The 21,051-nt window shown below is 48.5% G+C and carries 16 protein-coding genes; 10 read left to right on the top strand and 6 right to left on the bottom strand.

Annotated elements, in window-relative coordinates; all coding sequences use genetic code 11:
* Window positions 1-151 precede the first annotated feature (151 nt).
* Together xerD and djlA are read right to left on the bottom strand one after the other, a co-directional pair.
* On the bottom strand, window positions 152-1,069 hold the full coding sequence (xerD, locus tag ACLR2L_RS02455; protein WP_413365395.1) for a site-specific tyrosine recombinase XerD: 918 nt from the start codon (window positions 1,067-1,069) through the stop codon (window positions 152-154).
* Window positions 1,066-1,914, bottom strand: coding sequence for a co-chaperone DjlA (djlA, locus tag ACLR2L_RS02450; RefSeq protein WP_413365393.1), 849 nt, complete (start codon window positions 1,912-1,914; stop codon window positions 1,066-1,068). Before djlA ends, xerD begins: the two co-directional genes overlap by 4 nt.
* A gap of 264 nt (window positions 1,915-2,178) precedes the next feature.
* On the opposite strand from djlA, the gene ACLR2L_RS02445 reads away from it, so the two are divergent.
* The 7 genes from ACLR2L_RS02445 (at window position 2,179) to ACLR2L_RS02415 (ending at window position 11,081) form a co-directional block, all read left to right on the top strand.
* Window positions 2,179-4,455 (top strand): LPS-assembly protein LptD, encoded by a 2,277-nt coding sequence (locus ACLR2L_RS02445; protein ID WP_413365391.1) that lies wholly within the window; start codon window positions 2,179-2,181, stop codon window positions 4,453-4,455.
* A gap of 39 nt (window positions 4,456-4,494) precedes the next feature.
* Window positions 4,495-5,778, top strand: a complete 1,284-nt coding sequence (gene surA / locus ACLR2L_RS02440) for a peptidylprolyl isomerase SurA (RefSeq protein WP_413365389.1) — start codon at window positions 4,495-4,497, stop codon at window positions 5,776-5,778.
* Window positions 5,779-5,793: 15 nt separating this feature from the next.
* Window positions 5,794-6,777 carry a 4-hydroxythreonine-4-phosphate dehydrogenase PdxA gene (pdxA, locus tag ACLR2L_RS02435; protein ID WP_140958454.1) on the top strand — a complete coding sequence of 328 codons (984 nt, stop codon included), beginning with the start codon at window positions 5,794-5,796 and terminating at the stop codon, window positions 6,775-6,777.
* Entirely contained in the window at window positions 6,774-7,586 is an 813-nt protein-coding gene (gene rsmA, locus ACLR2L_RS02430) for a 16S rRNA (adenine(1518)-N(6)/adenine(1519)-N(6))-dimethyltransferase RsmA (RefSeq protein WP_413365386.1), read from the top strand. Before pdxA ends, rsmA begins: the two co-directional genes overlap by 4 nt.
* Complete coding sequence (apaG, locus tag ACLR2L_RS02425) at window positions 7,567-7,965, top strand: Co2+/Mg2+ efflux protein ApaG (RefSeq protein ID WP_140958456.1); 399 nt, start codon at window positions 7,567-7,569, stop codon at window positions 7,963-7,965. Before rsmA ends, apaG begins: the two co-directional genes overlap by 20 nt.
* A gap of 4 nt (window positions 7,966-7,969) precedes the next feature.
* Window positions 7,970-8,785, top strand: a complete 816-nt coding sequence (locus ACLR2L_RS02420; RefSeq protein ID WP_413365384.1) for a symmetrical bis(5'-nucleosyl)-tetraphosphatase — start codon at window positions 7,970-7,972, stop codon at window positions 8,783-8,785.
* A 271-nt stretch (window positions 8,786-9,056) separates the two neighbouring features.
* On the top strand, window positions 9,057-11,081 hold the full coding sequence (locus tag ACLR2L_RS02415) for a methyl-accepting chemotaxis protein (RefSeq protein ID WP_140958458.1): 2,025 nt from the start codon (window positions 9,057-9,059) through the stop codon (window positions 11,079-11,081).
* Window positions 11,082-11,125: 44 nt separating this feature from the next.
* Here the strand turns inward: ACLR2L_RS02415 and ACLR2L_RS02410 are convergent, their stop codons facing one another.
* The gene (locus ACLR2L_RS02410; protein ID WP_413365381.1) at window positions 11,126-13,414 is read right to left on the bottom strand and encodes a glycosyl hydrolase 115 family protein; all 2,289 of its coding nucleotides are present in this window, start codon (window positions 13,412-13,414) and stop codon (window positions 11,126-11,128) included.
* Window positions 13,415-13,862: 448 nt separating this feature from the next.
* On the opposite strand from ACLR2L_RS02410, the gene ACLR2L_RS02405 reads away from it, so the two are divergent.
* Window positions 13,863-14,552 (top strand): TorF family putative porin, encoded by a 690-nt coding sequence (locus ACLR2L_RS02405; RefSeq protein WP_413365379.1) that lies wholly within the window; start codon window positions 13,863-13,865, stop codon window positions 14,550-14,552.
* A gap of 44 nt (window positions 14,553-14,596) precedes the next feature.
* Complete coding sequence (locus tag ACLR2L_RS02400; RefSeq protein ID WP_413365377.1) at window positions 14,597-16,726, top strand: methyl-accepting chemotaxis protein; 2,130 nt, start codon at window positions 14,597-14,599, stop codon at window positions 16,724-16,726.
* 66 nt (window positions 16,727-16,792) lie between these two features.
* On the opposite strand, the gene ACLR2L_RS02395 is transcribed toward ACLR2L_RS02400, so the two are convergent.
* From ACLR2L_RS02395 to ACLR2L_RS02385, 3 genes are all read right to left on the bottom strand, one after another.
* Complete coding sequence (locus tag ACLR2L_RS02395; protein WP_413365374.1) at window positions 16,793-18,175, bottom strand: M16 family metallopeptidase; 1,383 nt, start codon at window positions 18,173-18,175, stop codon at window positions 16,793-16,795.
* A gap of 5 nt (window positions 18,176-18,180) precedes the next feature.
* On the bottom strand, window positions 18,181-19,650 hold the full coding sequence (locus ACLR2L_RS02390) for a M16 family metallopeptidase (protein ID WP_413365372.1): 1,470 nt from the start codon (window positions 19,648-19,650) through the stop codon (window positions 18,181-18,183).
* Window positions 19,651-19,906: 256 nt separating this feature from the next.
* Complete coding sequence (locus tag ACLR2L_RS02385) at window positions 19,907-20,407, bottom strand: lactoylglutathione lyase family protein (protein WP_140958463.1); 501 nt, start codon at window positions 20,405-20,407, stop codon at window positions 19,907-19,909.
* 90 nt (window positions 20,408-20,497) lie between these two features.
* Here ACLR2L_RS02385 and ACLR2L_RS02380 point away from each other — a divergent pair.
* A partial coding sequence (locus tag ACLR2L_RS02380) for a LysR family transcriptional regulator (protein WP_413365369.1) occupies window positions 20,498-21,051 on the top strand: 554 nt, incomplete at its 3' end.

The following is a 21,051-nucleotide window of genomic DNA, read 5'->3' as shown; positions in this document are numbered from 1 at the left end:
CATCACTCTTTATGTGCCAATGAAATTGAGGGTGATGGTCATAAGACCGTTAATTCCCCGAAAAATTGCATCATACCTCATTCAACCCCGGCATAGAAGATTGCCTGTAGCATGCGCAATGCGATATATCCGGATTCTATTTAACGCTTTACTATCCCCGGGGATGATGCTCACCAATCAGGCTCTGTAATCGCTCGGTAGCAACATGGGTGTATATTTGTGTTGTCGACAAATCACTGTGCCCCAGTAACATTTGCACTACGCGTAAATCCGCACCATGGTTCAGTAAATGCGTGGCAAAAGCATGCCTGAGGGTATGTGGCGACAAATGCTCTGTTATCCCAGCCACCACCGCGTAGTATTTAATGCGATGCCAAAACGTTTGCCGGGTCATTTGCACGCCGCGTTTACTTACAAATACCACATCGGTCTGATGCTTCAGCAATGCCGGGCGCGCCGCTTTTAAATAATGCTGTAACGCATCAAGCGCCTGCTCGCCTAACGGCACCAACCGTTCTTTATTGCCCTTGCCGGTAACCCTGACCAAGCCCTGGGTTAAACTGATTTGCGACATTCGCAATCCGGTTAACTCACTTACCCGCAGCCCGGTAGCATAAAGCACTTCCAGCATCGCTTTGTCGCGACATTCAATGTCATCTTCGGTATTGGGGGCTTCAAGCAATGCGTCTACGTCTGCCTCACTTAAGGTACCCGGCAGCTTTTTAGCGGCTTTGGGCATTGCAAGTTTTGATACCGGATTGTCTTCGCGAAATCGCATTGCCACACAAAAGCGATAAAAATGACGCATTGCGCTTATTGCGCGTTGAGTAGAGCGGGCCGACAATCCGTTTTCATCCCGGTATGCCAGGTAGTCACGCAGATCGTCCAGTGATACTTTTACAATCAGCGGGCGTTTCCTGGCGGTTAAAAATTGCGCCAGGTCGCACAAATCCCGTCGATATCCCTGCTGCGTGTTATCGCTCAGGCCTTTTTCCAGCCACAAATGCTCAATGAAGGCTTCAATGTTATCGGTGTCATTGTCGCGCAACAGCAAAGCAGCCTTACTCATTTAAAGCCCCGGCGAGCTTTAATCAGCTCGTAAGCGGCCTGAATGTCCTGCGCTTTAGACTTGGCAATTTCCATGGCTTGCTGCGGTAATCCCTTAGAGGCCAGCTTGTCGGGATGATGTTCAGACATGCGTTTGCGATAAGCGCGCTTTATGGTTTTCTCATCGTCACTGGCCGATGCGCCAAGGATGGTATAAGCATCGTCAAGCGATGGGCCACTTGTTGACTGCGCCTGACGTCGCTGCCCCTGCCCCGCCCCCTGGGAACGCGAATGACGGCGAAAGCGGATCTCCGCTTCGTACATGGCAATCAGATAATCCAAATCTCTGCGAACAAACCCCAGTGGTTTCGCCACTTTCTCCAGTACCTGGTATTCATCACGCGACAAATGCCCATCGGCAAAGGCTGCCTGTATAAGAATTTCCAGAAACACCTGTAATATGTCGCGACGGCCGTGGCAGGACTCGTGCAGTTGCCTAAGGATATCGGCAATCGGAAAATCGCGTTCCTTGCCTTCGCGAAACGCTTGCTGCGCTTCTTTGCGCGCGTCACCGTGCAGTTTCATGTCGTCCATCAGGCGCGATGCAACCAGTATTTCCTGCTCGGTTACCTTGCCATCAGCTTTGGCAAGATGCCCCAACGAGGCAAACAGGCTGTGAAAGAAAATCGCCTGCTGCTTCATGCCATCCTGACTGGTAAAAAAGCGTCCAAAGCCGCCAGACTGGTTAAAGTCCTGCGCGTAGCCTTTGTCGAATAAATAACCTACAACAGCGCCCAGTATGGCTCCAGGCACCCGAAATGCCAGAAATCCAAACATAAAGCCAAGTACGGTGCCCCAAGATGGCATGTATTCCTCCCAAATATGATGCAATGCACGAATCAAAACCCGCGTACATTATCATGCCTTAGCCAGCGAAAATGGTAAACGCTTCGTCATTCAATCAGGAAATTGGGGATATCAGGGGAATTTTTCGATTTTTTTCAGGTCTGCTGTTGGTAAATGGCGACGAAGTGCATAGAATTAGCGCCTTGTTCTCACGCTTACCTACGCAAACGAATGTTAGCGGTAAGTGATTCATTACTTTCACCGGTGAACATCGAGTAAGTTACATTGCTGTCGACCTTATTTAGCGAACCCAAATCGCGCCATACCAAAACGCTTTTACTGCTGTGCTGCCTCAGCACAAGCTGGTTTGCTACGGCGGCCCGGGCACAGAGTATTGCCCCTGACGCTGTCTCAGATGATGCCGCCTGTGTAGTAACAGCCCGCCCTTTTAACGAAAGCCAGTTGCTGTCGAAAAAACAGGTAAAGGTGATGTCGGACTCTGCGCAGGTGCTGGAAAACCAGCTGGCCAGTTTTGCAGGCAATGTGGACATTGTTACCGATAGCGCCATTATTCATGCCTCAAAAGCCGAGGTAAGCGATAACGGGAAAGCGATGTCTGCTACTGGCGATGTAAGCTACAGTGACCGTCAGTTAAGCGTAAGCAGTGATGGGCTGACAGTAAGCTCACAAACCCAGTCGTTAAATATGAAAAACACGGTGTATCAATTAACCGGGTTTATTGGTCATGGCGCAGCCGAAGAAATCGATATCAGTGCAGACGAAGGGATAAGCCTGAAAGAAGTAAGTTTTACAACCTGTCCGCTCGGGCAGGAAGACTGGCGACTGGTGGCGTCTGAAATTAGCATTGAGCAAGGCAAAAGCATGGGCGAAGCCCGCCATACCCGCTTTTATTTGGGAAATGTACCGGTACTGTACTTACCCTATTTTGCTTTTCCGGTAAGCAATCAACGTCAGAGCGGTTTGTTATTTCCGCTGATCAGCAGTTCAACCTCTACCGGGATTGACTACGAGCAGCCCTATTACTGGAACATGGCACCTAATTACGATATGACCATTTCGCCACGGCTAATGTCAAATCGCGGTGTGCAGTTGAAAACTGAATTTCGCTATTTAACCGAGGAGTCGCAGGGCAATCTGTTTTTAGAGTACCTGCCCAGAGACACCAAACTCGACAATAACGACAGCCGCTATTTCTACCGCTATCAGCATCAGGGCGCATTAAGCGATAACTGGATGCTGAATGCCGATTTAAATGGCATAAGCGACAATAACTACATTGTGGATTTAGGATCAGACTATTACAACCGCTCTGATACCACGATAAACCGCACATTTGGCGTAGAGTATTTTTCCAGCCATGCCGATTTCAGCCTTTATGTGCGCGACTTCGACACTATCGGGGATTACCAGGATATTTACCGCGCCTTACCTGAAGCCAAAATACAGCTGCGTCAGCCCCTTGGTGAGATGCTGGCACTTACCGTAGATTCAGAGCTGGCCTATTTCGACAACGCGCAGGAAAACAACCCTACGGCACTGCGTTGGCACGTAGCGCCAACCCTGTCATTGCCCTACCAGCGCTACTGGGGTGAGATGACCGCGGAGCTGACGGTAATGAACACCTATTACCATCAGCGCCAGATTGAAGGCACTGCACTGGACGAAGAAGTAAACCGGACACTTACCCAGGGACGTTTGTTCAGCTCATTGTATCTGGAGCGCAATGACGGTCTGTTAGGTAACGACATGACTGTTACCCTGGAACCCAAAATGCAGTACCTGTATACGTCGTATGAAGACCAGTCGAACATTGGATTGTACGATACAACTGCCTTGCTGAACGACGTAAACGGATTGTTCCGGGGTCAGGAATTTACTGGTCTGGACCGGATTAACGACAACAATCAAATTACCCTTGGGGTAACTTCCCGCGTAATTGACAGCGCCAACAGGGAACAATTTGTGGTGAGCCTGGGTCAGATATTCTATCTGGCTGATACCCGGATCACGGCAACAACCGACGATCGCAACCGTTCGGCACTGGCAGCTGAGTTAGATTGGCGCCTGCACGAAAATTGGTTTGTTCATTCCACCGTTCAAATTGCTACCGACAACGACAAAGTTGAACGCAGCAGTATGGTTGTGGAGTATCGCCGTGATAACGACAGTCTGGTGCAATTGAGTCACCGCTTTGTGCGGGATTTATCAGGAGAAACCATTGATCAACTCGGTATGTCTGCCAGTTGGCCAATCGCAAAGAACTGGCACTGGGTTGGGCGTTCATACCGGGATTTGGAAAGAGACAGAAGCATCGAGAACTATTTTGGGGTACAGTACGAGTCCTGTTGCTGGGCTGTGCGTTTAGTTGCGCAACGCAGCCTGAGTAATCGCTATGACGCGTTGGGTCAGCAAAACACCAACGAGTTTGACTCAAGTATCGGATTACAATTTATCTTTAAGGGAATTGGGTCAGCGCGCTCAAACCGCGATATGCTAAAAGACGGCATGTTCGGTTACCGTCAGCCCTACGTGTTAAATTAACCGTAGCATTGACCATTCAAACACTAAGCAAGAGAGTTTATGAAGTATATTATTCGTGGTTTGTTATTGGGTTTGGTATTCAGCCTGCCTGCCGTTGCTCAGGTACAAATGCTGGACAAGGTGGCCGTGATCGTTGACCAGGGCGTCGTGCTGGAAAGCGAAGTTCAGTCGCTGGTAAGCGAAGTAAAAGCCGATGCTGAAGCCAAAGGGCAACAATTACCGTCGGACCTTGCATTGCGCACTCAGGCCATCGAGCGTTTGATTCTCAAGAATTTGCAGCTTCAGCGTGCAGGCATGATGGGGATCCGTATCAGTGATCCTCAACTCGATCAAACTATTGCCAACATTGCTGCAAACCAGGGCGTCACGGTAACGCAATTGCGCGAAGAGCTGGCGCGTCAGGGTATGGCTTATGATGATTATCGCGAAACGGTTCGCGAAGAAATGATCATGGGCGAGGTGCGCCGCGCCAATGTGCGCCGCCGGATTTACATTACCCCACAGGAAATATCCACACTGGTTGAAATCATGGCTCAACAAGGTGGCGATCAGGCAGAATACGAACTGGGCCACATTCTGATTGGCCTTCCTGCCGCCGCAACCGACGAAGATGTTGCTGATGCCCGTGAGCGCGCCGATAAAGTTATTGACCTGCTAAACAACGGTTCTGAGTTTTCACGTATTGCCATTGCGGCATCATCGGGTTCAGAAGCACTGGATGGCGGTAACATGGGATGGATGAATATTAACGCTATGCCTACCCTGTTTGCTGATGCAGTACAAGGCAAACGCAAAAACGCCCTGATTGGCCCGATTCGAAGCGGTGCCGGTTTTCACATTCTGAAAATTCTTGATACCCGTGGGATTGAAGTTGTTGAAGTAGAAGAAGTTAACGCGCGTCATATTCTTATCCAACCGTCTATTATTTTAAGCGAAGAACGCGCGCAGAAAATGCTGAAAGAATTTAAAGAAAAAGTACTGGCAGGTGATGCAGACTTTGCGGAACTGGCAAAAGAGCACTCTGCTGATCCGGGCTCTGCACTGCGTGGTGGAGAACTGGGTTGGGCAGACCCAAATATGTACGTACCAGAATTTAAAGATGCGCTGGCCAGATTGGCCCCGGGAGAGTACAGTGATCCTGTTCGCTCCGCACACGGTTGGCACTTAATTCAATTATTGGACCGCCGGGTAGATGACGCGACCGAACAACGCAAGGAAGATAGAGCCTACCAACTCCTTTACAATCGTAAATTTGCGGAAGAGAGCGAGAACTGGTTACGCGAAATGCGCGACACGGCTTATATCGAAGTCCTTAGTGAGTAAACTGAAGGCCTCTGTATGACACCGCTAAAAATTGCAGTTACGCCCGGCGAGCCCGCTGGGATAGGTCCTGACCTGACAATTGAGCTGGCCCAGCAATCCTGGCCGGCTCAACTGGTTATATTCGCCGATGAAACCATGATGCTGGAACGCGCCAGCATGTTGGGTAAACCACTTAAGCTGACTCACTATGTACCCGGTGAGACCCGTATACAGGAGCCCGGTGAATTATTTATCCAACCCATTCCTGCGGCAGTACCGGTTGTGCCTGGAGAACTGAACAGTGAAAATGGCCATTATGTGGTAGAAACCCTTCGCCAGGCCTGTCAGGCGAATATTGAAGGTGACTTTGGTGCTGTGGTAACCGGGCCAGTCAACAAGGGCATCATCAATAAAGCGGGGATCTCTTTTAGCGGTCACACCGAGTATTTTGCCCATCAGTCGAATACCATCGACGTGGTTATGCTACTCTCAACCAAAGGACTGAACGTGGCGCTCGCCACCACTCACATACCTTTGGAATATGTATCGCGTGCTATCACCCGTGAACGCCTGCACAAAGTGATTCATATCATTCATACCGACCTGAAACTGAAGTTTAACATCAGACAGCCACATATTTATGTGTGTGGGTTAAACCCTCATGCCGGTGAAGATGGCCATATCGGCCGCGAAGAAATCGTTACCATTACCCCAGCCCTGAACGAATTAAGGGAACAGGGCATTCGGATTACAGGGCCATTGCCAGCCGACACCATTTTTCAGCCCAAATACCTGGAAGACGCAGACGTGGTGCTGGCGATGTACCACGATCAGGGTTTGCCCGTGCTAAAATACAAAGGTTTTGGCGCTTCGGTAAACATTACTCTGGGATTACCTTTTATTCGTACCTCGGTGGATCACGGTACGGCGCTGGATTTAGCGGGTAAAGGCGTAGCCGACTGCGGCAGCTTTACCCAGGCCATGCTTAAAGCAATAGAGTTAGCAAAACATCAACAATGAATAAAACACACTTAGGTCACACCGCGCGCAAGCGCTTCGGTCAGAACTTCTTAAATGATACCTTTGTTATCGAGCGGATCGTTGACGCAATCAACCCGCAGGATGGTGACAACCTGGTAGAAATTGGCCCCGGACTGGGCGCGTTAACCGACCCGGTGTGTGAACGTGTAAATGCCCTGACAGTTGTGGAATTAGACCGCGATTTGGCAAAACGACTGCGTCACCACCCGTTTCATGGCAGTAAATTAACCATTGTTGAACAGGATGCACTTAAGGTAGATTTTAGTGATCTGGCTAAGGTAGACGCACCACTGCGCGTGTTTGGCAACCTGCCTTACAATATCTCTACGCCAATTATGTTCCACTTATTCAGCTTTGCGAACCTGATCAAAGACATGCATTTTATGTTTCAGAAGGAAGTGGTGAATCGTCTTGCCGCTACCCCGGGACATAAAAATTATGGCCGGTTGTCGGTAATGGCACAGTATTATTGCAAGGTGCAGCCTGTACTGGATGTGCCACCCGGTGCATTCGTTCCGCCTCCAAAAGTCGATTCAGCCGTTGTGCGACTGTCTCCACACGCTGAGCCGCCAGTACAGGTAAGCTCGGTGAAAACACTTGAGCGTGTATGCACACTGGCGTTTAATCAACGCCGTAAAACCATTCGCAACAGTTTAAAAGAGTGTATTGAAGAATCGCAATTACTGGCACTTGGCATTGATCCCACCCGCCGCGCAGAAACCCTGTCGCTGCAGGATTTCGCCGTTATAGCCAACTGGGTAGACGAACATGACAACACCAACACCTGAATCGGTTCTGGCAGAACAGGTGACTGTCCAGGTAGTGACCCGACATCTGCCTGAACATTTACCCTCCGACAGCGATAAGTTTGCTTTCGCTTATCAAATTACCATTAGCAACCACAATAGCTGTGCGGTAACCCTGACCCATCGTTACTGGCTGGTGACTGATGCCAATGGCAAGCAGATTGAAGTGAGTGGTGAAGGGGTCATTGGCAAACAACCAACCATTAACCCTGGTGAAAGTTTTCAATATACCAGTGGCTCAGTTCTGGATACCAAAGTGGGTACAATGCAAGGCTATTACGAAATGAAGACCGATCAGGGTGAGCAATTTCGGGTGCCAATTGCGCCTTTTCGTCTGGCTTTGCCCAATATTATAAATTAGGCGCATGGCAAGGTACGTTGTAGGGGATATTCAGGGATGTTACGAGGGGCTGTGCCGATTACTGGACGCAGTAAAGTTTGATCCTGCCTGCGATACTCTCTACACCGTGGGTGATCTGATAGCCCGCGGTGAAGATTCTCTCAGTACGATACGATTCCTGCGAAGCCTGGGCACACAGTTTAAAGCCGTGCTGGGCAACCACGATTTACACTTTTTAGCCGTGTCACAAGGGCTTAAGAAAGCCAAGGCCAACGATAAGCTGGATACTTTACTTAACTGCCCGGAACTCCCAGAAATAATCGACTGGTACCGCCAGTGGCCACTGGCCATGATGCTGGACGACAAAACGGTCATGGTTCACGCAGGTTTACATCCCACCTGGTCTATTGAGCAGTTAATGCAGTTAAGTAATGAAATCGCTCTGGAACTGCAAGGCCCACGATGGTGTCAGTTACTCGAAAATATGTACGGTAATGGCCCTTCTCACTGGAAAAATGCACTAAAAGGCTCCGCCCGCCAACGTTTTATTATTAACAGCACCACCAGAATGCGCTTTATGCAGGCTGATGGAGCACTGAACCTCAAAGCCAAGTCGTCGCCACAGGATGCCCCCGCCTCACTAATCCCGTGGTTTAAGGTTGCAAATTCGCATCTCCAGCCTGACCAGCGGGTTATTTTTGGTCATTGGGCCGCTTTGTTAGGCCAAACCAGTTCATCTCAGTTTATCGCACTGGATACCGGCTATGTTTGGGGCAATCGACTAACGGCCTACGAGCTGGATAGCGAACAAACATTTGTCATCAACGCTTCAAATTTTTAGAATTTCAACCGATACTATGTAACGGGAGTGTTAAAGAAGTCTGATCTCGGTATTTTGTGCGTAATACTTTTGTATCATGCCTGAAAGGTTGGTATAAAAGTAATCGCAGCAATGATTGTTGCCGGACTTATCAAGGACTGTTATGGAAGTTGTGCTGTAGGGGACGCAGCATCAGAACCTTGAAGGCCAATCAGTAATACCAGACGCATGAACAAGCGACGTAAAAACACTGTTTGGATACTAAAAACTATAAAAAGCTCTGGGAGCCAGAATGAATTTAACGGTTAAAGCGCGAATCATTATTGGTTTTGTCGCCATCAGCACATTACTCTTTATTATCAGTGTATTTTCGTTATTTAATTTAAGTTCAGTTCACGACGATGTAGAAGAAGTGAACAAGGTTGCCATGCCAACGGTCATTGGCAGCAATACACTTAAGGCGACCTTCCTGAATATGGGCCGGTTAACCTTTGAAGCCTATATTTCTGAGGAAATTTCGTCAGTTGAGTCGAGCCAGGCGAAGTTTAACGACGCTAATCAACGTTTCGATGCTGCCTACAAAGAACTGGCTGCAACCGTTAAAAACGATCCCCAGCTTAAATCTTCACTGCAAACTGTGCGCGGTCAGTATGAAGAGTATCTGACTACCGTAAACAGTTTGTACAACAGCCACTTACAGTACTTGCGTAAACGCGACGAAGTCGCCTCCCGCTTGTCAGATGTAGAAGACAACGCCGATGACGCTTCTACTAATCTGCTGGATTTCAGTGATAACAGTGCAGTAGCGCGCAATAACAAGCTGAAAAAAGCCGCGCAATTGGGTGCTGATCTGGAATCACGCCTGTTAACGCTGATGACAGTCACAAACGACTACATTAAAACGCAAACATTGGTGCGTGCCGACACACTGAGCAACGAAGTTAAATTTGCCGTAACAGCAATTAACGACCAACTTGACGCCATGGTTACGGCTGCAGATGGTCAGGATAGCACCGGCATGCTCAGCGATATTGAAGGCATGGTGAACGAGGCCATTGATGCGGTGACTGGCAGCGACGGTATCATTCAGTTGCACATGAGTCGCCTTGAATTGCGCAACCAAACACAACAATCGCTCGGTCAGGCCGATGAGAAAGCCTCTGAAGCAATCGACGAACTCGAAAATTTGTTGGCGCTGACCAACAAAAAAGCTAAATCCCTTGAAGAGAAAGTCACCGCCAGTGTCGCTACCGGAACAACCAGTGTACTGGTGATTGTTGCCGTGTCACTGGTGATTGCGTTCTTAACCGGAATGAAAACCGTATCGGCAATCACAGTTCCACTGGCTAAGGTAAACGAATTACTGAATATTGCCTCGTCTGGCGACTTAACCCATAAACTGGACGACTCCAAGCAAGACGAGTTTGGCCAGTTGGCGAGAAACTGTAATAAGCTTATTTCCAGCCTGAAAGATCTGATCCAGGGCATTAATTTGCGCGCAGAACAGCTGGCAGCCGCTTCTGAGCAAACCTCAGCGGTTACCACGCAAACTACCAAGTCCATTCAGGATCAAAAAACCCAAATCGGTCTGGTTGCCACTGCAACAACCGAAATGCACTCTACATCACAGTTGGTTACGCAAAATGCGGAAAACACACTGGAAGAAATTCGTCACGCCGATGAAGAGTCTAATAAGGTTCGCAGCATTTCGTTGCAAAACAAAGCCACCATTGAAATTTTGGCCCGAGATGTAGATCAGGCTGCTCAGGTAATTAATAAATTACATCAGGACAGCGCCAGTATCGGCAGTATTCTTGACGTTATTCGCGGCATTGCCGATCAAACCAACCTGCTGGCACTGAACGCTGCCATTGAGGCGGCTCGTGCAGGTGAACAAGGCCGTGGTTTTGCGGTAGTTGCGGACGAAGTAAGAACGCTGGCCAGCCGTACTCAGGAATCAACACGTGAAATCAATGCCATGATTGAAGTATTGCAAGAAGGCGCAGAAAAAGCCGTTGCGGTAATGAATCAGGGTAAAGAACAAACTGCCAAGTGTGTTGAACAAACCGACATGGCGACCAAAGCGCTGGACATCATTTCCGATGCCGTGCACCGTGCCCACGATGTCAGTTCGCAAATCGAGCAGTCTGCCCGTGAGCAAAACCTGGTATCCCAGGACATCAGTGAGAAGCTTGAAACCATTGTTGGTATTGCTGAAGAAACCACGGTTGGTGCTCAACAAACCTCTGAGTCGAGTTCTGAAGTTGCTCGTCTTGCAGAAGAACTGCAAAGTTCGATTCGTCAGTTTAAAGTGTAATAAATCCTTATCGGGCAAACGGCTTAGCCGTTTGCCCGCATTTCTTATTTCTGCCCTGCTTTGATCATTGTAGCTAACACTTCGTCCACTACAATTCCCGTTTGATTCACCGCAAGTGTCAGTTCATATTTACCGGCAGCTAACCCCTCAAGCTTAACCTGAGTTAATATTCGATTAGTCAGTACGCCTTGTTTCCATGATTCACTCCGCCCTTGCGTATTAAGCAAGGTTTGCTTAATCAATTTGCCGTTTAATGACATGTCCAGGCGATGATCAAACGCATTGGCGTGAGTGGGCAAGGTGGCGACATCAACCAGTACATCGGCCGCATCCTCGAGGGTAAACTGATAAGAAATAGACGGTTTTTCGTGATAAAAATAGCGGGAGTGTAAAGGAAATACTGTCATTGCACTGCGCGAATAGCCCAGTTCAGGCATTATCCGCCACTGCGTCCCTACTGGGGCATGCATATCACTGACAGTCAGTAAAACAGACTTATACCGCTGACCTGCAACGTTTACCCCGGTTGTAATAACTTCAGGCTCAGCAAATACCGGCAATCGCCTGGGACTGGCATCCATCATCCTATTCCATTTTCCCTTATTTAGCCCATTGTAGGTTGCCGTTAATTGTTGAATGTCGCTATGTGCTTCACGCGCCTTTTCTATCAGGCGCTGTTGCTGCACCGGGGAGGCATTTAGACTGGCAAGGTGCCGGTAAAGCCACTTGCGATTCATCGCTGCGGCCCCTTTTACAGGATAAGCGACCAGTTGAAACCAGGCAGATTGCTGCGCCTCAGACAGCGATTGTTCTAAATTATTCACGGTAGCAACCAGGTGCTCATACGTATCCAACCGCTGATTGATTTGGGTTTCGGTAAAGCTTGTTAAACCGGTTTGCGTAGTAGGCTCAGTCTGGCTCCAACCCATAAATTCCGGGCGGCGAATAAACGCCAGATGATAGTGATCCAACATCAGGTTGGCTAACGGTTGCGCGAGACTCTCACCAAAATCTCTGTCAAATTGGCGAACTAAATACTGCCTGGCAGAATCGTCAGGATCATCTGGTCCGGTCCAGCCGAGATGCAGAAACCACTCCATGTTGTACTCTAAGGGTTTAATATCCCCCACATTGGCTATCCACATTTGATTGGCCCCGTCGGCATACGCCCTGGCCATTTCAAACTGAATTAATGCGGGATGGGTAGTGCTCAACCAAAGATAATCATGGGGCCTGCCCCAATAGCTCAGGTGATAATAAACGCCACTTCCACCTGATCGTTGCTGTTCGTTAGCATTGCTCCGCCTGCGGATATAACCATAATTATCATCCGGCCATATCAGCGTAACATCGTCCGGCACGACCAAACCGGCCCCGTAGAGTGCAAGTACTTCTTTATAGGGGGTAAAAACCTGCTTAACGACATTGCTGTTTCCATAAATGTCTGACAGCATTGTGCGCTGGGTATCCAGTACATTTTGTAACACTTGCACCGATTGTTCGGTAGACGATGTGCCAAGCATATGGCTGTCGTGAACACCCCGCATCCCTAACGTAAATATTGGCAGTTGCGGTGTATCTTTTAATTCGCTTACCCGGCTTTCCCAGTATTTGTTCACCCTGCTGGCATTGTTTACAAAGTCGAACTCGCCCCTTTTAGCACTGTCCCACTCATCAACGTTATTGCGCATCATGGGCTCTGCATGCGAAGTACCAATATGAATCTGATAGCGCTCCGCCATGGCTTTATTACCATCGACGGTAAAGAACGCCCTGGTACCGGGATGCATGGCTGGCCATATAGTATTGGCTTTCAAGCGCAGTAGTAGCTGAAATATTTTCTCATAGGTGAGTGGGCCAATATTGCCCACGCTGGGTTCGAGCGTGTTTGAAGCCCAGGGTAATAATCCCCAGTCCTCATCATTTAAAAATACGCCCCGGTATTTTACGGCCGGACTGTCTAGAAGAGGCAAACCGGTGAGCATGACCGGCCCCATTTCCGCTACCATTTCCGGTAACACAGGCGTTACGCCAGTATCCGCCCACCATTGCCAGGGGGAGATTCCCAACTTTTCGGCCACCGTCATCAATCCATACACCGCGCCTCTTACATCCGCCCCAACGATATGCAAATTCGCGTGTTCTACAAACACAGTAAACCCTTCCCACTGCCCGTGTGGTGTATTCACAAGGGCTGCTAACCTTGGATGGCCGGGTTCAACAGACACAATAACCCCTGAGACGTCGGTAAATCGTTGATCAGTTACTAATACTTTCACGCCTAGCCTGCGACTCACATTAACGGCAAAGTCTTCAACAGCCCACGTGATCAAGGGATCTGAGTGACTGGTGAAAAGCGGTATTGAGGATTGATTGACAGGGAAAGTAAATGTATTCGATTCCGACGCACCAGAACGGGCGCTCAACAATGTAACAACACACATTAAGCAGCAACGTAAAAAGGCATTAGGCTTCAGCATAGATTCAACAGATTGGTAATCATGCCTCACGCTAGGTCAGTGTGTTCAGAGGGTCAATACGCACCGTTTAATTGTTCCGGATACGAACCGGTTTGGGTCGTTTGTCAGTTTGCGAGCCTGTTGCCCCTTGATACCCTCCTACCAGCGCCTCAGACACAGACTCAAACTCCTGCGAGTTAAACGCGTGCTGACCAAAGAACCATTTCAGCATACCCGACATTTTTAATTCGTTAACATAGTTGTCACAAATGAAATTACTTAACTATTCTTAGATGACTTGGAAAAGCATGAGTGTTTGTTTATGCGCAACCGTTTTGTACGCCCGCTTTGGGTGATGTGTTGTTGGGCCTTATCGTCGACCTGTTTCGCTGAAGTATCGGTTACTACAACGTTAGTCTCAGACTATTTGTTTAACGGTGTATCACAAACCAATGACAAGCCTACCGTCCAGGGCAGTCTGGATTGGTGGAACGATGCAGGCTGGTATGCCGGCAGTTTTGCGTCCGGGGTAGATTACGGAGAAGGCACCGATTACGAGTTGGATTATTACGTGGGGCATACAGGCAATATATCCGAACACATCGCTTACGATGCCGGTGTGGCTATGTACACATATCTGGGTGGTGACGACAGTAGCCAATACGATTACGCCGAAGCTTACCTTGCCCTGAGCTACAACGATACACGTGCTCAGATTTGGTATTCAAACGACTATTTCGGCTCGGGTGCCAGACACTATATCATCGCCCTCTCGCAGGCATACCAGTTAAATGACGATGTGTTACTCACGTTTCAGATTGACCGTTCTGCCAGCCTGGACCCCGAACAGTACAGTTGGGATACCAACGATAAAGACTATGTTCACGTAAAAGCAGAGGCCGCCTTCAGTTGGCTTGGCTTAGACTTTACCCTGGGACTGGAAAAAACAGATTTAGCATATGATAAAAATATCAAAGCGTTAGGCACAATTGGATATACGTTTGGATTGTAAAACGGGAATTTGATAGTCGATAAAATTTAGTGCGGGGATCGCCCATGTTTTTTGAAGGAAAGAGTTTATCTTTAAAATTGCTTCTGGTTGTTGGTGCGCTTTTTGTTTTGATGTCCACCAGTTATATCGGCGTGAGTATTTATTCGCTGGGAAAAACCGAGCAGGTGATCACCCATCAGGTGAGTGAAGAGGTATCGAGTCAGATTGAAGGCACCGTGCGTTCCCGGGCCAATGCCATTGCCGCTCAGATTGGTAATTTATTTGAGAAGTCGTTTTCAGTGCCACTGGGCATCTCTGCCCTGATTAAAAGCAACATAGAGGGTTACATTCCCGAGTCTTTTACCCGTGAACAGGTAGAAGCAATGGTGAGGAACGCTCTTAAAACCGCCAGCGTATCTTCACTGTATGCCCAGTTTGAAGATAACCAGTTTGATGGGAAAGATCGGCAATACATCAGCGGATTTTCACATTCGGTTGATGGCCATGGCAGTTTTGAAGTGTATTTTGTGAAAGAGGCCGACGGTTCGATTTCGCAGGTGCCAATTGATGACGCCAATGAGAAACACGATACAACAGTGGATGAATATGGCTTTCGCGCGGCGGAGTGGTACTTGTGTTCGTCTGACTCACTAAAACCCTGTGCTTCCAATCCTTACAATTACGAAATTCGCCCTGGCTACAGCGAACTCATGACCAGCCTGGCGGTACCAGTAATAGCACAAGGCAAATTCCGTGGCGTGGTGGGTGCGGATTTGAACTTACCTATACTGCAAAAGCTCGCTAATGAGTTAAAAGCGTCCTTGTACGAGGGTAACGCAAAAGTGTATATCGTTAGTCACAAAGGCTTTCTTGCCGCCGCCACAGACCTGGAAGACAGCCTGGCCAAACCCTTTAACAGCGTGTTTAAGCAAAGCGAAAAACTGTTGCAAACTTCGGGTAAAAATATGGCGACCACCCTGGATAATTATTTGTATGTGGTACAGCCGATTCCGATTGCCACCGCAGGGGTAAATTGGGAACTGGTTGTAGCCATTAACGTCGCAACCGCTATGCAGCCTGTTTATACTGTGTCGGATATGATTTCAGATGAAATTACCAGTATCCTCACTAATACCGCCTTGATTGCCATTGCGTTAACCATTGTAGCCCTCGTGCTTATCCAGTTGTTTACCCGAAGTATTGTCCGTCCCGTTGAGATGGTATCGGACCGCATGGCAGAACTGGCTGGCCAGGGCGGCGATTTAACACAAGCGATCAACGTACATTCTCATGCTGAACTGATCCGATTAGGCAACGGCTTCAATCAGTTCCGAGAAACTGTAAGAGCCTTGCTTGATGCCGCCAAACGCGCGGGAGCAGAAGTGATAGCGTTGAGCGAGGTGAGTAAAGAAAACGCGCAGCAAACGCATCAGCAAATGTACATACAGCAGGCCGAGGTTGAAACCATTGTAACGGCCATTACCGAAATGTCGTCAACTGCACAGGAAGTCGCCAATACAGCCTCTTCTGCGGCTGACAACACCTCTGCGGCGACACGTTCAGTGCGGGAAACGGAAGCCGAAGTATCGGCCGCGTCAAAGCAAGCGTCAGAATTATCCAGTGAAATTGCTGTTGCATCCGACGCAGTAAAAGCGGTATCGGAGCGCAGTGAAAACATTCGGAAAATTCTGGATGTCATTGGTTCGATAGCCGAACAAACCAACCTGTTGGCACTTAACGCCGCCATTGAAGCCGCGCGGGCTGGCGATCACGGACGAGGATTCAGTGTGGTGGCCGATGAAGTACGTGCCCTTGCGTCAAAAACAGCCGTGTCGGTTGACGAAATATCGCAAGTGATCACTGCGCTTCAAACCGAAGTTTCGCATACCGTGAACATAATCAAAAAAGGCACGGACAAAGCAGAAAGTGCCGCGTCGTGTGCTAATGCAGCGTTTTTGAAAATGAAAGAAACCGTTGCGCAAATTGAAGAAATTAACCACCGTATCATTCAAATTGCGGCCGCAGCCGAACAGCAAAGTCATGTATCTGAAGAGTTAAATAAGAATATGGTCGTGATTGGCGATTCAACTAAAGCAATAGCGTCGTTGTCTAAAATGTCAGAAAGTAGCGCACAGAATATTTATCAATCATCCCACAACCTGATTGAACAGCTCAATAAACTCAAAACCAGCTAACGCGCTAAACTAGAGAGTAAAACATAGCCACCGGTGCTTACCGGTGGCTACATACTGCTGCATTGACTATAGTGCCAACACCCCGTCCAGGGTTTTAAGCTGGGTTTTCACGTCGGTTTCATCACCCACAATAACCAGATGCATTTTGCTTACGTCCAGGTATTGCTTTACTGCATTACTGACGTCTGCCGGAGTAGTGGCGTAAATGTTATCTACGTAGGTTTGCAGATAGCTGGCGTCAAGTCCGTGTAATTCCGTGAAGGCTAACTGACTAATAATGGCGCTTCGCGAACTGTTGCGAAGCACAAAAATACCTGCCATGTAGTTCTGCACGCCCGACAGTTCTTCCTTAGACGGGTTTTCACTGGCCAGTAAATTGATCTCTTTTACAATTTCGCGCAATGAGGCGGCTGTTGATTCTGCGGTGACATCCGCGCCCTGATACCAAAAGCCCGTGCCTACCCTGTCCATCACGGATGAACGCGGCGAATAGGTATACCCTTTATCTTCGCGGATATTCGATGTGATACGACTGGAAAATGCCCCACCGAGTAACGTGTTCATTACGTTCATGGTCATCGCATCTTCGTGGTCAGGCGCGATGGTAACAAGACCCAGACGCAAAGTAGACTGTGGTGCATTCGGGCGGTTGATTACGGTAACGGAAGGGCCTGCCTGAGCCAACACAGTTTTACTTTCCCTCTCAGCGCCTGGCTGCCAATCCTGAAAGGCATTTTTTATTGCCGCCAGCACAACCAAATCGTTAAACACGCCCGAGACGTACAGGTGACTTCGGTTAGGAACAAACTGCGTGCGAATAAACGCGGCAGTTTCTTCTGTGCTAATAGCAGCCAGGGTTTCCTGCGTAGGATAAAGCTGACCATACGGGTGGTTACCGTAAAGTTTATGGTAGAAGGCTTCAGTTGCAATAGAGGAAGGACGCGACTTCGCTACTTCCAGTTCGCGTTGACGGTCAACTTTAATACGCGCCAGATCCTTTTCGTTGAAACTCGCATTCAGCACCATATCAGCAAGGGTAGCAGCGGCTTCATCGGCAAACTCACTCAGCACATCCATACCCACCCAGCTTGAATCCAGGCCAACCGATGTTTCTATCTGCCCCCCCATACTGGCAACCGAAGTAGCCAGTGCCTGAGCGGATTGATTCGCCGTGCCCTGACGCAACATTTCAAAGCTCAGATCCGCTAGCCATACCTTGCCACCGTCATCAATATTGCCCGTATGCGTAACCAAACGCACTGTTGCTTTGGGCGTACTGCCATAGGGAATAAACGTTACTTTCAGGCCGTTGTCCAATACCACTTGTTTGGTTTGTGGTACCACGAAATTACCTGGCTTGCCTCCTACAGGGGGCAGTTCCTTCGCCACAGATACAGCAGAGATCATCAGCAACAAAGCTGATACAGAGAGTGTTTTAAAATTCGTCATGCTGATTACTCCTTATCACTGGCGGATTGTGCTAAAGGATCGTCACCTGGCGTAACGGTTAGCACAGTCCGGTTTGTCGGGCGCAAATATTCCTTGGCGGTACTGATAATCAGTTCAGGTGTGACCTGCTTAAAATTCGCTTCCAGCTCGTTAATCTTGCCCGGATCATTGTCGAACAAGGCGAAGCTTGCCAGTAAATCAGCCCTGCCAAACCCGTAAAAATCATCGATAGCATCAAACAAACTGGAGCGGATTTTTACGATCGCCCGAGACATGGCCTCTTCACTCAGCGGCTTTTCAGTAAGCTGACTGACTACGGCATCGATAGCCTGGGTAATTTGCTCACGGCTGACAGTATCGTCGTGAGTAAATGAACTCATCCATAACATCGGACCATTGTAATTAAACATATTACCCAGTAAGTAGTTAATACCGCCACCAACGTCTCCTGTGATCTGGCGGTTTTTCACCAATTCCTGATACAACAAGCTGTCTTCACCCTGCACCAGGATCTGGTCGATTATGCCCATAGCATAGTATTCAGGTGTACCACGGGGTGGCATTTTATAAGCAAACGCATACGCAGGTTTAGGCGCTAACTTGTCGAACTTATTGAAGACTTTTTCTTTTTCCTGTCGCAGTTCAGACAAATCAGGTTGCGGCGCAACTTCGGCAGAGGCAATGCTGCCAAAGTACTTTTCTACCATCGCCTTGGCTTCAGCAGGCTCAAAATCGCCCACAATGGCCAGCGCGGCATTATTGGGCGCGTAGTACATTTTAAAGAACGCATCGACGTCTTCCAGTGATGCGGCGTCAAGGTCCGCCAGATCGCCATAGAAATTGTGTGCGTTATACCAGTTGTTGAATGCGTATTGCGGCATGTCCAGCCAGGGGAATCCGCCATAGGGCTGATTCAGCACGTTTACCTTCACTTCGTTTTTAACCACACCTTGCTGATTGGTGAGATTTTCCTGAGTAATAGCCAGACCTTTCATACGATCGGCCTCTGCCCATAAAAAGGTTTCCAGCTTGTGAGAAGGGACTATTTCAAAGTAGTTGGTGTAGTCAAAGCGCGTGGAGCCGTTCAACACCCCACCACTATCGTTCACCAGTTTAATGAATTCCATTTTACCCAGGTTGTCAGAGCCCTGGAACATCATGTGCTCGAACAAATGCGCAAAGCCGGTTCTGTCGCGGGGCTCATTGCGAAAACCGATGTTGTAATACACGGCTACCGTTACGGTTGGCGAGGTTTTATCGGGCGACAGTACCACTTTGAGGCCGTTTCCCAATGTGAAGTAATCAACAGGAACGTTGTAATCGATTCCCATTGATACGCCACCCGCTTTTGCTGCAATATTTTCTGCCGACGGCATGCTGGCCTGCGAAGACTGTTGCGATGCAGAGTCGGGCTGCCCACAACCCAGCAACATGGCAGACATGACCCCCACTGTCAGTAAAGACATTGTTTTCATGACATTCCCTTTTATTATTTTTACTTACAACGATGAGATTTGAATTTTTATTGCTACGCACAAATGCTGGCTGTGATCAGCAATAAAAAAGACAGTTTAACGCCAGGATGGTGTGCACCCTAGTGTGCCATATTCAGCATGCAACCAGTTCAGGGATTGGTCAAGGTGCAGACATATTTTGAAATGGTTTTATTAAGGGCCGGGTGAATGCACAGTGCGCCGCCACAACGTGGTCGGCGCAAGCTGTTAATCGGGTTCAGTACGCGCCAGCACTATAAATCAGTTCGTAACTGTGACTGTAGATTTCCAGAATGTTGCCAAAGGGATCTTCCATATAAATCATTCGGTACGGCTTTTCGCCCGGATAGTAATAGCGGGGCTCAGGCATCCGGCGTTTGCCCCCGGCAGCCTCAATACGCGCGGCCAATCCTTCTACATCAGGGTCCTGCACGCAAAAATGGAATATACCGGTTTTCCAGTACTCAAAGTTGTTGTCTGGATTTTGCTGCTGATCAAACTGAAATATTTCAACGCCAATGCGATCACCTGTAGACAAATGTGCGATCTTAAAATGCTGCCAGCCTTTACCAAACACATCAGTACACATTTCGCCAATGGCCGAATTATCTTCTGTTATGTCTGTGGGCGGCATAATCAGATACCAGCCTAGCACGCTGGTGTAAAACGCAACCGCTTGTTCAACATCGGGGACTGAAATGCCAATGTGTGAAAACGTTCGTGGGTATGTATTGCTCATAAATCCTCCTGTTTAGACTGATTTAAAGCTTAACTTTCGCCATAGATTACGTAAAATTATCAATCAAAATCGAAACGATTACATTTTGTTATGATAAACACTAAATGGCTGCAAACATTTTGTACCTTATGCGATGAGCAAAGCTTTACCCGCACAGCGGAAAAACTGTTTATGACGCAATCCGGGGTGAGTCAGCACGTAATGAAGCTGGAGCAACAGGTTAAAAACACGCTGGTAATACGCCAGGGCAAACAATTTGTGCTGACCGATGCGGGAGCACGATTACTCAGCGACGCCAGAGCCGTGTTAACGGCCATGCAAACCCTGGAACAGGGTATAGGATTTGACTCTCCTTATGCCGGTAAAATTCGCGTCATGTCACCTGGCAGTATCGGCCTGAAACTCTACCCACACTGCCTGGATTTGCAGCAACAACACAAGGAATTGCAGATCGACTTTCGCTTTGCTCCCAATCGCGATATTGAGAATGCGGTGCTAAACGATACGATTGATGTTGGTTTAATGACTCGTCCGGCTACTCACCGGGAAATAACAGCCACCGCTATTGCCCAGGAACCATTACTATTGGTGACCCCTGCCAACGTAAAAGAGATTTCGTGGCAAACGTTGCAATCCCTTGGTTT

Origin of the sequence: Alteromonas sp. AMM-1 (assembly GCF_047290655.1) — a bacterium.
GTDB lineage: Bacteria > Pseudomonadota > Gammaproteobacteria > Enterobacterales > Alteromonadaceae > Alteromonas > Alteromonas mangrovi.
Note: the sequence above shows the minus strand (reverse complement) of the source record. Positions and strands in the feature narration are given on the sequence as shown.

Coding starts and splice junctions, on each gene's coding strand:
- xerD (WP_413365395.1), bottom strand. CDS start 1,069: ATGAGTAAGGCTGCTTTGCTGTTGCGCGACAATGACACCGATAACATT.
- djlA (WP_413365393.1), bottom strand. CDS start 1,914: ATGCCATCTTGGGGCACCGTACTTGGCTTTATGTTTGGATTTCTGGCA.
- surA (WP_413365389.1), top strand. CDS start 4,495: ATGAAGTATATTATTCGTGGTTTGTTATTGGGTTTGGTATTCAGCCTG.
- pdxA (WP_140958454.1), top strand. CDS start 5,794: ATGACACCGCTAAAAATTGCAGTTACGCCCGGCGAGCCCGCTGGGATA.
- rsmA (WP_413365386.1), top strand. CDS start 6,774: ATGAATAAAACACACTTAGGTCACACCGCGCGCAAGCGCTTCGGTCAG.
- apaG (WP_140958456.1), top strand. CDS start 7,567: ATGACAACACCAACACCTGAATCGGTTCTGGCAGAACAGGTGACTGTC.
- ACLR2L_RS02420 (WP_413365384.1), top strand. CDS start 7,970: ATGGCAAGGTACGTTGTAGGGGATATTCAGGGATGTTACGAGGGGCTG.
- ACLR2L_RS02415 (WP_140958458.1), top strand. CDS start 9,057: ATGAATTTAACGGTTAAAGCGCGAATCATTATTGGTTTTGTCGCCATC.
- ACLR2L_RS02405 (WP_413365379.1), top strand. CDS start 13,863: ATGCGCAACCGTTTTGTACGCCCGCTTTGGGTGATGTGTTGTTGGGCC.
- ACLR2L_RS02400 (WP_413365377.1), top strand. CDS start 14,597: ATGTTTTTTGAAGGAAAGAGTTTATCTTTAAAATTGCTTCTGGTTGTT.
- ACLR2L_RS02395 (WP_413365374.1), bottom strand. CDS start 18,175: ATGACGAATTTTAAAACACTCTCTGTATCAGCTTTGTTGCTGATGATC.
- ACLR2L_RS02390 (WP_413365372.1), bottom strand. CDS start 19,650: ATGAAAACAATGTCTTTACTGACAGTGGGGGTCATGTCTGCCATGTTG.
- ACLR2L_RS02385 (WP_140958463.1), bottom strand. CDS start 20,407: ATGAGCAATACATACCCACGAACGTTTTCACACATTGGCATTTCAGTC.